The sequence below is a fragment of the Chryseobacterium soli genome (assembly GCF_000737705.1).
Taxonomy (GTDB): Bacteria; Bacteroidota; Bacteroidia; order Flavobacteriales; family Weeksellaceae; genus Chryseobacterium; species Chryseobacterium soli.
Genome location: NZ_JPRH01000007.1, coordinates 93883 through 105992 on the forward strand (window position 1 = coordinate 93883; position 12110 = coordinate 105992).

At 39.1% G+C, this 12110-nt stretch carries 10 protein-coding genes; 7 read left to right on the top strand and 3 right to left on the bottom strand.

Annotated elements, in window-relative coordinates; all coding sequences use genetic code 11:
• The 6 genes from egtB to IW15_RS15885 all read left to right on the top strand — a co-directional run bounded on the left by egtB (position 1) and on the right by IW15_RS15885 (position 6432).
• Positions 1–1173, top strand: coding sequence for an ergothioneine biosynthesis protein EgtB (gene egtB / locus IW15_RS15855; protein ID WP_034713313.1), 1173 nt, complete (start codon positions 1–3; stop codon positions 1171–1173).
• Between the two features lie 9 nt (positions 1174–1182).
• The gene (locus IW15_RS15860) at positions 1183–2106 is read left to right on the top strand and encodes an ABC transporter ATP-binding protein (RefSeq protein ID WP_034713318.1); all 924 of its coding nucleotides are present in this window, start codon (positions 1183–1185) and stop codon (positions 2104–2106) included.
• Positions 2103–3668 (top strand): ABC transporter permease/substrate-binding protein, encoded by a 1566-nt coding sequence (locus IW15_RS15865; protein WP_034713320.1) that lies wholly within the window; start codon positions 2103–2105, stop codon positions 3666–3668. Before IW15_RS15860 ends, IW15_RS15865 begins: the two co-directional genes overlap by 4 nt.
• A 191-nt stretch (positions 3669–3859) precedes the next feature.
• Complete coding sequence (locus IW15_RS15875) at positions 3860–4360, top strand: RNA polymerase sigma factor (RefSeq protein ID WP_034713324.1); 501 nt, start codon at positions 3860–3862, stop codon at positions 4358–4360.
• 1 nt (position 4361) lies between these two features.
• The gene (locus IW15_RS15880; RefSeq protein ID WP_034713327.1) at positions 4362–4967 is read left to right on the top strand and encodes a hypothetical protein; all 606 of its coding nucleotides are present in this window, start codon (positions 4362–4364) and stop codon (positions 4965–4967) included.
• Positions 4968–5265: 298 nt separating this feature from the next.
• Complete coding sequence (locus tag IW15_RS15885; protein WP_034713333.1) at positions 5266–6432, top strand: cytochrome-c peroxidase; 1167 nt, start codon at positions 5266–5268, stop codon at positions 6430–6432.
• A gap of 31 nt (positions 6433–6463) precedes the next feature.
• Here IW15_RS15885 and IW15_RS15890 read toward each other — a convergent pair whose 3' ends face one another.
• The 3 genes from IW15_RS15890 to IW15_RS15900 form a co-directional block, all read right to left on the bottom strand.
• The gene (locus IW15_RS15890; RefSeq protein WP_185097426.1) at positions 6464–6715 is read right to left on the bottom strand and encodes an alpha/beta hydrolase; all 252 of its coding nucleotides are present in this window, start codon (positions 6713–6715) and stop codon (positions 6464–6466) included.
• A gap of 11 nt (positions 6716–6726) precedes the next feature.
• On the bottom strand, positions 6727–8727 hold the full coding sequence (locus IW15_RS22110; protein WP_051882092.1) for an ATP-binding protein: 2001 nt from the start codon (positions 8725–8727) through the stop codon (positions 6727–6729).
• 201 nt (positions 8728–8928) lie between these two features.
• Positions 8929–9957: a rod shape-determining protein gene (locus IW15_RS15900; RefSeq protein ID WP_034713537.1), complete on the bottom strand. Its 1029-nt coding sequence runs from the start codon at positions 9955–9957 to the stop codon at positions 8929–8931.
• Between the two features lie 252 nt (positions 9958–10209).
• On the opposite strand from IW15_RS15900, the gene IW15_RS22115 reads away from it, so the two are divergent.
• Positions 10210–12015 (top strand): serine hydrolase, encoded by a 1806-nt coding sequence (locus tag IW15_RS22115; RefSeq protein ID WP_051882094.1) that lies wholly within the window; start codon positions 10210–10212, stop codon positions 12013–12015.
• Positions 12016–12110 lie beyond the last annotated feature (95 nt).

Below are 12110 nucleotides of genomic sequence, written 5' to 3' on the forward strand. Positions count from 1 at the left end.
ATGATAGCAAGTCCCAAAAATATTGATGCCGTAAAAAAATATACAGCGGTCCGTAATCATTCTCTAGCCATTTGTGCTCCTCTGGAAATTGAAGATTACGTCGTACAGCCCATAGTAGATGTAAGCCCTCCAAAATGGCATTTAGGCCATACGACCTGGTTTTTTGAAACATTCATATTGCTTCCGAATTTTCCGGGGTATACGGTTTTTGATCCTCAGTATAACTTTGTGTTCAACAGTTACTATGAAACCATCGGGGCTAGGGTAATCCGTACTGATAGGGGAAATTTAAGCCGTCCTTCTGTTTCTGAGGTTTATCGTTACCGGAAATATGTCGATGAGCAAATGGAAATATTTCTTCAAAGCGAGCACATGAAACAAGCCCTTGAACCTTTACTGGAACTGGGTCTCAATCACGAACAGCAGCATCAGGAACTATTATTGACCGATATTAAATATATTTTAGGACATAATCCTCTGTTTCCAGCTTATACAAAAGAAAAAAGTCCTGAAGCAGAAATAAGCAAAGCTTCCGGAATGATCCCATTCTCCGAAGGTATTTATGAAATCGGTTTTCAGGGAGATGGATTTTGTTTTGATAATGAATTGGGCAGACATAAAGTGTTCCTTCATGATTTCGAAATCGCAAACCATCCCGTAACCAATGGAGAATATCTTGAATTTATGGAAGCTGGCGGCTATCATGATTTTAAACACTGGCATGCAGAGGGCTGGGATTGGGTAAAAGAAAACAAAGCAGAATCCCCGTTGTATTGGCATTCCATAGACGGAAAATGGATGCAGTATACCTTATATGGATTGCAGGAACTCGATCTTGAGCAAACCCTTTGTCATATCAATTTCTATGAAGCATCAGCATATGCCTCCTGGAAAGGGATGCGTTTGCCTACAGAAGCAGAGTGGGAGGTAGCATCGGACCATTTTAACTGGGGAAACCGTTGGGAATGGACCGGAAGTGCCTACTTGCCTTATACCGGGTTTAAAAAAGAAGCCGGAGCAGTAGGAGAATACAACGGAAAATTTATGATCAATCAAATGGTATTGCGCGGTGCATCAGAGGCGACCCCTTCCGGACACAGCAGAAATACCTACCGTAATTTCTTTCATGCCAGGCTGCAGTGGCAGTTTACGGGAATCAGGCTTGCCAGATAATATCAGCTTATGATTACAGTAGAATCCATTTCTAAATATTTTGGTGGAAGAGCTGCCGTAGATACCATTTCCTTTCAGGCCAATGATAAGGAAATAATGGTATTGCTGGGTACCAGTGGCTGTGGGAAAACAACAACCCTTAAAATGATCAATCGTCTGATAGAATCAGATTCAGGGACTATTTTGATTGATGGTGAAAATATTCGTAATAGAAAGATAGAAGACCTTCGCATGAGCATCGGTTTTGTGATGCAAAACTCAGGGCTGTTTCCTCATTATACCATTGGAAGGAATATCAGCGTGGTTCCGGAATTATTAAAATGGAATCAAAAAGATATCCGGAGAAGAACGGAAGAACTGATGGATAAACTGCATCTTTCCGGTGATCTTCTCAACAGATTTCCTCATGAATTGAGCGGAGGACAGCAACAACGCGTAGGCATTGCAAGGGCATTAATTGCCAATACCCCCGTTCTGTTGATGGATGAACCCTTTGGAGCGTTAGATAATATTACGAAAGCTGAAATTCATTCAGAATTCAAATCCCTGGAAGAACTTAAAAACAAAACCATTGTACTCGTTACCCACGATGTGCAGGAAGCCTTTGAGCTCGGTCATAAAATATGCCTGATGGATAAAGGGAAAATTGTACAGATCGGCACTCCAAAAGAAATGCTTTATCATTCCAAAAATGATTTTGTAAAAGAATTTTTTGAGGAAAGCCGGCTTTTACTTGAATATAAGGTGGCTGCTTTACAGGATCTGCATCCTTTTCTTATCAATGGGCAACAATTGTATGATACCTATAAATTCACTAAGGATACAAGTGTCTGGGCCGCTTTACAAAAGCTGAGTGCGGACCACAACAATATAGAATGGTATGATACTTTGACCAAAGCATTCAGTGAGTACAGAAAATTACAGGTAGCATGACAAATCAAAGCTTTTGGACCTTTATTGCTGAACAGCAGGAAAAATTAGGAACTCAGATTATTCAACATCTTGGGCTTACTTTTTTATCCTTATTGCTGGCGGTTGTGGTCGGGTTGCCTTTAGGAATCCTCATTGCAAGAAAACAAAAAATATCCAGTTCTGTCCTTGGAATAGCCGGTGTTTTGCAGACCATTCCAAGCATTGCGCTGCTGGGTTTTATGATACCGGTTTTAGGAATCGGTGCTGCACCTGCCATTGCTGCATTATTGATTTATGCGCTTCTTCCCATCATCCGGAATACCTACACAGGAATAAAAGGAGTAGATCCTGCCGTGATTGAAGCGGCAAAAGCAATGGGAATGAACAAAAAGCAGATGCTTTTAAAAGTAGAGCTCCCTTTGGCAATGCCCGTCATTATTGCCGGCATAAGAACGGCGGCAGTCATCAATGTCGGGGTAGCAACCTTAGCCTCTTTTGTAGCCGCAGGCGGATTAGGAGAATTTATTTTTGGAGGAATTTCTCTTAATAATACGAATATGATCCTTGCAGGGGCCATTCCCGCAGCATTACTTGCGATTATATTAGATCAGATGATTGCATTATTGCAACGGTCAGGATATCAGAAATTCCGTAAACTGTGGTATATCGTGCCATTGGTTCTTGTAATCGTAGGAGCAGCGTATTGGCTGACAACACGCTCGGAAGATAAGCTTAAAGCCGGATTTACCCCTGAATTTATGGGCAGACAGGATGGTGATCTGGGATTACGGTCTGTATATGGACTCAATGCCCATCCCAAGGTTGTGAATGATGCCGTAATGTACAAAGCAGCCTATGAAAATAAGCTGGATCTCATCAGCGGATATTCTACGGATGGAAGAATCAAAGCCTTTGACCTATATGTGTTGGAAGATGATAAAAAAATCTTTCCTCCCTATTTTGCAGCTCCAATCATTAAAACGAAAACATTACAGAAATTTCCTGATCTTGAAAAAACACTGAACCTGCTAGCAGGTCAGTTCAGCGATACTGTGATGACAGATCTCAATTACAGAGCCGATTATCTTCATCAGACTCCTGAAAAAATAGCCAAAGACTTCTTACTGAAGACCAAACTATACAAAATATCCCGTCAGGGAAATGCCGGAACGATACGGATCGGATCAAAGATTTTTGGCGAGCAATATATTCTCACAGAAATTTATAAGATGCTGATTGAAGGCTATACAGACTATAAAGTAGAAACCAAAACAGGACTGGGAGGTACGAAAATCTGTTTCGATGCTTTACTGAACGACGGCATAGATTTCTATCCCGAATATACCGGGACAGGGTTATTAGTCTTGTTGAAACCCACAGAACAAACCATTCATACCGTTACTCAAAGTCCTGAAAAAACCTATCAGTACGTCAGTGAAGAATTTCAGAAACAGTACGGGATTCAATGGCTGCAGCCACTGGGATTTAATAATTCCTATGCTCTGATGATGCGTAAAAAACAGGCTGAGGAACTCCATATCAAAAGTATATCAGACCTTAAAAAATATCTTGATTCAGAATAATCAGAAAAATTACTGATTGGAAATTTTCGGAATATATAAAACCTTTAGCAATTAAGTAAAGGTTTTTTTGTTGCTTTGAAATTGAGGTGAAAGATTCCGAAGTTTTAATTTCATGAATAATTATTTCATTAATTTTTCCAATCCTGTAACATTTTTTCGGAATGGGAAACAAATAGCCAAATCAATATCTTTTGAAAAAGACAGATCTAGAACTAGAATTTGAAGCCAGACTCAAAGAATACAAACTTGTAATCTATAAAGTCTGCCGGATGTATAAAAATGATCCCAATGATATTCAGGATTTATATCAGGATATTATCATACAGTTGTGGAAGTCGTATCCCAAATTCAGAGGCGAAGCAAAATTCAGTACCTGGCTCTACCGGATTGCCATTAATACAGCCCTGGCAAGTTTTACCCGGAAAAAACGGGCTATACAAACCAGCGAAGTAGAACTGTACAATATCCAAATGCCGTATGAAGAAGATATTGGGCTCAAAGAAGAGCAGCATCAGCAATTACATACCGCTATCCAACAGCTTAATGATGTTGAAAAATCCATCGTGATCCTGTATCTGGAAGATAAATCTTATGATGCGATGGAAGAAATTTTAGGAATCAGCAATGCTACTCTTCGAGTAAAAATGAACAGAATTAAAGACAAATTAAGAACCCTTACCAACAACAAATAATATGGAATTAGATACCTTGAAAAATAGCTGGAATACCATTTCCGTAGATGTAAACCGGGATCAGTTCGACATCATTTCTGCCACGAAAAAAGAAATGAAATCTCCCTTAGCCGGCCTGAAGAAAAAAGTACAGAAGCAAATTAAAATGTTACCGATTTTATTCGCTTTCTTAGTGATTGTAGCCGTTAAAATGCCGGATGCTCAACATCATATTTTGATTTGGATGGGCTTAGTGATCCTGCCTTTGACAACCCTGTATTATTATTTTAATCTAAAATTAATAACTGATTTGGAAGAAATGAATGGCTCCGTGAAAGATGATATTCAAAATAAAATAAAAAAACTCATCAGCACCAATCGGATCTATCTTATTGTCAACCGGGTAATTTTTGCTCTGTTGATCATAGGAATTGAAGGGTTGATCAGAAATAACAGGTTGGATTTAGTTCCGGGTCTTGAAACGTTGAAAAATATTGTTTTTCCATTACGGGTCCTGATCTATGCCGGAATTTTCGGACTCCATTATGTGGTGAGCAAGTATACTTTTACGTACTATTTTGGAAAATACATCAGACAGCTTAAAAACATCCTTGCAGAGATGCAGTAAGATAAATTCCTCTTAAAACGGAGGAATTTTTTTATGGGTATTGGAGTGAAGTATAAGTAAGAATAGCTGATTAAACAATCAATAAGATTATGTACATGGATTGTCCTTCTGGCGAAGGAGAAACCTCTTTCATAGATTAGATTATTCATTTCCTTCGTTATATTCAGAATAACAGCAGAATAATGAGGCCATAAAGTCTGGTGTAAATTGTATATTCTTACACCAGTAATTATGCTTTAAAATGCTTTTCTTTGTTAAAATTTAATTTTAACAATAACTCCTTTTTTGCGAAGCTCAAATGAAGAATATATTAAGCTGGGTTTTGGTTGTATTGATTATGGTATTCCTTCTGAACAACTGTTTCAGCAGTAAGGTTCAGAAAGATATTACCCAAAAAGCTTCTTTTATCGCCGAACTCAGAAAATTATATGCTTCAGGAGATACTTCAAAATGGCCTAAACCATTGGTTGATCCGGAAGCAAAACCTTATTTTTCAGAGATAGGACATTTGCCGGAAGTTCAGTTTCCGGCAGATAATCCATATTCCAGTGAGAAAGCATTATTAGGAAAAACCCTTTTCTTTGATCCGCGACTTTCAGGTTCCAATCAGATTGCCTGTGCCTCATGCCATGATCCCGAACTGGGCTGGACCGATAACAGAGCTTTGTCTTATGGTCATGACAGACAGTTGGGAACAAGAAATTCAATGACGATTCTTAATGCTGCCTATGCCACATCATTATTCTGGGATGGGCGTGCCGGCTCGCTGGAAGAACAGTCTCATATGCCGATCCAGGATCAGCGGGAAATGAATGGTCACATTGAAATAGCTGCCGGAAAAATTGCCAAGATCAAAGGATATGAAAGTTTATTTGAGAAAGCTTTTGGCAGTAAAACCGTGACCAAAGAGAGAATTGCCCAGGCTATTGCTACTTTTGAACGAACGGTTAAAAGCCCGCCGACTAAATTTGATGAATTTATAGATGGTAAAATAGATCGTTATTCTGATGATGAGGTAATGGGACTTCATATCTTCCGTACCAAGGCCAATTGTATCAGCTGTCATAATTCCGGATATTTTTCCGACAGCCGTTTTGAGAATATAGGAACTTCTTTATTAGGCTCACCACAGGAAGATTTGGGAAGATATCTTGTAACAAAAAATCCTGAAGACGCCGGGAAATTCCGGGTTCCTAGTTTAAGAGAAGTGACGAAAACAGGACCCTGGATGCATAACGGATCTATGGTTTCGCTTGCTGAGGTGATACAATTGTATAATAAAGGAAATCCAGAACCCTCTCCATATCGCTCGACGGTTCATGACGGAATTACGCTGACCTCTCATAAATCTGAGATTGTAAGGCTTTTGGAACTGACAGATGAAGAAATGAGACAGTTAGAGGCATTTCTTGGAACATTATCGACCAAAACCCAAAGACTTATTCCGCCGCCAATACCGCAATAGTGAATTTCTTTATTATTGAATATTGAAAGAGTTATTGAAAAGTCTCAGGAAGTATTTTTTCAATGATGACCTGCTGGAGTTTATCCGGTTCGCTGTTAAAAACAGTATGTCCTGATTTTTCAAACCAAAAAAGATCTTTTTTCGGTGCTTTTAACAACTTATAATAATCTTCAACAAGATAATGGGATTTTTGCTGATCGCCGTTTCCTTCTATGAAGTAGACCGGGCATTGCAATGCCGATAAGGTTTTGAAAAGATTGTTGGTTACCGCCTTCTTCCACATAGAGAACATTATTAAACAGGAATCGTGAACCAGAATGTACTTCCTTCGCCAATTACACTTTCAGCACCAATCTGGCCTCCATGCTTTCGGATAATCTCTGAACAGATATACAGCCCTAAACCAAGCCCTGAATAGGATTTCCCTGAATGATCTACCCGGAAATAACGGTCAAAAAGATTGGGAAGTACCTTGGCATCGATTCCGTTTCCAAAATCCCGGACAGACACTTTCACATAACCATCCAGCAATTCTGTTGTGATATGGATCTGTTGAGAATGGGGCGCATATTTTACAGCGTTATTCACGAAGTTGATCACCACCTGGTCAATTCTGTGTTCATCGGCATACAGTTCCAGATGCTGATCTCCCTGGATGATAAGATCATATTTGCCTTCCATTCTGACATGGTTGCAGCTCATAGAAAGCATATCATGAAGGTTAAACGTTGTTTTTTCAAGCTTCAGCTGATCTTCACTCAGTCTGCTCATATTTAAAAGGTCATCGACAAGGACAACTATTTTTTCTACACTCTTTCCAGATTGTTCAATGAGCCTGATATGGGTTTCTGAAAAAGGTTTGTTTTTCATCCTGTCCAGCAATTGAAGCGATGCTTTAAGCGAAGTGATCGGAGTTTTCAGTTCATGGCTGGCAATGCTTAAAAAGTCATCTTTACGCTGTTCAAAAAGCTTTTTTTCTGTGATATTAGCCGTCATCCCAACCATCCGGTCAGCATTTCCGTTTTCGTCATACCTAGGACGTCCGTGGGCCTCTATCCAATGCAAAGAGCCGTCCCTCCATTTAATTGGGTATTCGGTTTTATAAATACCATTTACCTTGATCGCTTCCTGCACCAATCCTCTGACTCTTTCTCTGTGTTCTGGGAATATGGCTTCAAACAGGTCGGCATATGTGAAATTTTCTTCCGGAGAAAAACCATAGTTACGCTTGAACTGATCGGTGCTCAGCATGATGCCTGTTGCAAGATTTACTTCGGTAGATCCCAGGCTGCTTGCATCCATTGCAATTTCCAGACGGGTATTGATTTCACGAACGGATTCCCGGGCATTAATCTGATCGGTAACATCAGAGGCTACCACGAGAATGGTAGTCGTTTTTCCATCTGTGCCGGAGATGGGCTTATACACAAAATTGATATAACGCTCAGTGAGATTTTCGTCTACCATCAGCTGTACTTTAAGTTCCTGTCCGTAGAATTCCTTGCCAGTTTCATAAACCTCTTTGAGGATCCCCAAAAAAGGCTGTTTTTCCAATTCAGGAAGCGCTATACGCAGAGGAAGGCCTACTACAGAACGGTCTTTACCCCAGATTTCCAATATAGTACCATTCACTACATCTACTGTAAAATCTTCTCCCTTAAGCGATGCCATGGCAACAGGGGAGTGCTCTACAAGCGATCTGAAACGATTTTCACTTTGAACCAGGGTATCATTGACTTCCTGCAGTTGGTTTTTAAAATAAACGAGTTCTTTATTGACGGCCTCAAGTTTGGCATTGATGTGTAAAAGCTCTTCGTTGGTTACGATATATTCTTCGTTCAGATCTACAAGATCCTGAGTGAGTTGTTGTTCTGCTTTTGATTTCTCTTTGACCATTTTTCTGGCTTCCATCCTTTCTGATACTTCAGAAGCGGTATGCAGGATATAAGCCGTTTTATCATTGTCATTACATATTGCTTTGTACTCAAAATCAAAATAAAAGTGCTGAAGCTCGCCATCAATTTCAATAATGGCAGGATAATCTTTGGCAATATATGTTTCCCCGGATCTCCATACTTCTTTTAAAATATCAAGAAAGGGTTGTCCTGAAAGTTCTGGAAGAGCGTTAATGAAATGTTCACCAATAACGTTACGATCTTTCCCCCAAAATTTGAGCATAGCTTCATTGGCACTGATAATGGTAATGTCATCACCAGTATATACCGCTGTGGCATTGGGTGACCTGAAAAGTATACTCAATAGCTGTTCAGGAAGGATATAATCTGGAGAATTCATAATGGATTAAAAAAGTATACAAAGATAATTAATATCCCTCAATGAGCCGGCATAAAAGGGTTTTTTAAACACTTCTTATCGGCAAAAATAATGGTGTTTTTTGAGGTTTGAAAACAGATGATATAAGTATCCACAACATCTCATCGGATAGGGTATATCCGATGAAATGATGATTTTTAGTACTGTTTAATGATACGAGTTTTAACTGCTCATCAAAAACCTGAACTTATTGATATTTTTAAGGGCAATACCCGTTCCACGGACTACTGCTCTTAAAGGATCTTCGGCTACACATACAGGCAGTCCTGTTTTTCTGTGTATTCTATCGGCTAAACCATTAAGCAGGGCACCTCCTCCTGCAAGATAGATCCCGGTTTTATAGATATCTGCGGCAAGTTCCGGTGGAGTAAGAGAAAGGGTTTCCAAAACGGCGTCTTCAATTCTCATGATAGATTTGTCCAGCGCTTTGAAGATTTCTTTATAATTCACCATGATTTCTTTTGGCTTACCCGTAATCAGGTCTCTTCCCTGTACAGGAATATCTTCCAAAGGATAATCCAGTTCTTCCAGTGCCGAACCGATCTCTATTTTTATTCTTTCGGCGGTTCTTTCCCCAACATACAGATTGTAATTCGATCTTAAAAAATAAGCAATATCGTTGGTAAATACATCTCCTGCTATTTTCAGAGATTTATCACAAACAATTCCTCCAAGTGCTATTACTGCAATTTCAGTTGTTCCGCCCCCTATATCAATAATCATATTTCCTTCAGGATTCTGAACGTCAATTCCTGCTCCAATTGCAGCAGCCATCGGTTCATAGATCAGTTTTACCTCCTTGGCATTTACCTTCAGTGCAGAATCTTTTACAGCTCTTTTTTCAACTTCGGTAATTCCGGAAGGAATACAGATCACAATTCTGAGTGCAGGCTGTATAAACCGACCTCTGATACCTGGAATCTGTTTAATAAATTCCTTAATCATATGCTCAGAAGCATGAAAGTCTGCAATCACTCCATCTTTTAGCGGACGTATGGTCTTAATATTTTCATGGGTTTTCCCCTGCATAAGCTTGGCTTGTTCACCAACTGCAATGGGTTTTCCTGTAGTACGGTCAATAGCGACGATAGAGGGTTGATCGATAACGATCTTATTATTATGTATAATTAGTGTATTAGCGGTTCCAAGATCCATTGCGATCTCTTGGGTAAACATATCAAATAACCCCATCTTTTTCATTCTTTTATTAGATTACAAAAGTATGGTTTTATGTATTGATATAAATGCTGAATTACCTTACAATAGAAGTTAAAGTTGTGTTAATTATCCTTGTAAAGTGAACTTTTTCTCTTATAGTTATTGAAAATGTTCCATTTTTGAGTACATAACACTCATATTATTAATTCATTACTAATTGTTAAATTGCATACAGATATATCCATAAAACTTATCTACTTTTAGCCCAACAAACCATGAAATACAATGAAGGCTAAAACTTCTTTTTATGTTACGCTCGTTTTCGGAATAATGATACAACAGGTTTCTGCACAGAATGAGTCTTCATTAAAAAACGAAATTTCTAAAGTAGAATCCGGATTAATGCCTGCCGTACGCTTTGAAGGCGATCCGGTCTGGACGATTGAATCACGGATGAAATATTATCATATTCCCGGAGTGAGCATCGCCGTTATTAAAGATTCTAAAGTAATCTGGAGCAAAACATATGGGGTAGCCGATGAGGATACTAAGATTCCTGTTAATTCAAAAACCCTTTTTCAGGCTGCATCCATGAGCAAACCGGTAAGTGCCTACGCCGCATTAAAGGAAGTGGAAATGGGAAAAATAAATCCTGATGCTGATGTAAATACCTATTTGAAATCCTGGAAAGTTCCTGAAAATGAATTCACCAAAGAAAAGAAAGTTACCCTTAAAAATATTGTAAGCCACACGGCGGGTCTTACCGTGAGTGGATTTTTAGGATATGAAGCTGGCCAACCTGTTCCTACGTTGCTTCAGGTACTGAACGGCCAAAGTCCGGCCAATTCTCCTGGTATTACAGTGGATAAAGCACCCGGAAGTCCTTACCGATACGGTGGCGGCGGATATTGCGTCATGCAGCAAATGCTCATAGATATTGAGGGGAAAGATTTTGCCACGATTATGAAAGAAAAAGTGCTTGTGCCGCTGGATATGAAAAACAGCACCTACACCCAGCCTTTGCCGGAAGCGCTGTCTCAATGGGCTGCTACCGCCTATTCAGCAAATGGGTCTAAAGTTCAGGGGAAATACCACACCTATCCTGAGATGGCACCCGCAGGATTGTGGACGACCGCTGAAGATTATGCAAAGTTTGTTATTGATCTTCAAAATACGCTGAACGATAAAAGCCATACCATTATTTCAAAAAAAATAGCAGAAGAATTTACCACTCCTTTCATTGATCCATTCATGGGATTAGGTATTTTCATCGAAAATAGAAGCGGAGAGGTCTATTTCAGCCATGGAGGTGATAATGAAGGTTTTTCCGGCAAATTCATCGGAAATAAAACTAACGGTGATGGAATGGTGATTTTAACCAATACCAATAAGCCTATGTTTATTGAAGAGCTGATCCGTTCTGTGGCAACGGTTTATGAATGGCCGAATTTTGTGCCTCCCGTTTATAAAGTGATGTCGGTAACCCAGCAGGATTTTACCAACAACATTGGGCGCTACCAATCTGATACCTATGGTTTTTACAAAATTTACCGTGAAAAAGGAAAACTGATGGCAGTGAATAATGTAGAAGCTCCTGCAGAATTGATTAAAGTAGGGGATAATACGTTTACTCTTCGTGATTGGGACTATACCGTGAAATTTGAAAAAAATAAAAAAACAGGAAAAAAAGAATTGGTACAGGTTCTGGGCGATAAAACGATACGCTCATCAAATTCGCTGATGACGGATAATGAAAAAACTCCTTTAGAAATGATTTTGGAAGGCCATTTTGAGAAAGGATCAGAGGCATACCGTAGAGCTAAAACGAAAGATACTTATCATCATCTCCTTTCTGAAAACTATCTGAATGGAGTAGGTTACGCTTTACTTCAACAGAAAGAACTTACAAAAGCAATTGACATATTTCGTGTAAATACCCTGCTATATCCTAACAGTGAAAATGTATTTGACAGTTTGGGGGAAGCGTATCTGGAAGCTGGAGAAAAGGAAAAAGCGAAACAGAATTATCAAAAAGTACTGGACATAAATCCCAACAATACGAATGCTGCTAGAGTTTTAAAAAGATTGTAATAGATTTTAGATGTCAGATGCTGGATTTCAGATAACATACTTACAGTCTCAGTGTGTTTTATTATACTTTAACTACATAACATTTCATTAAAAAA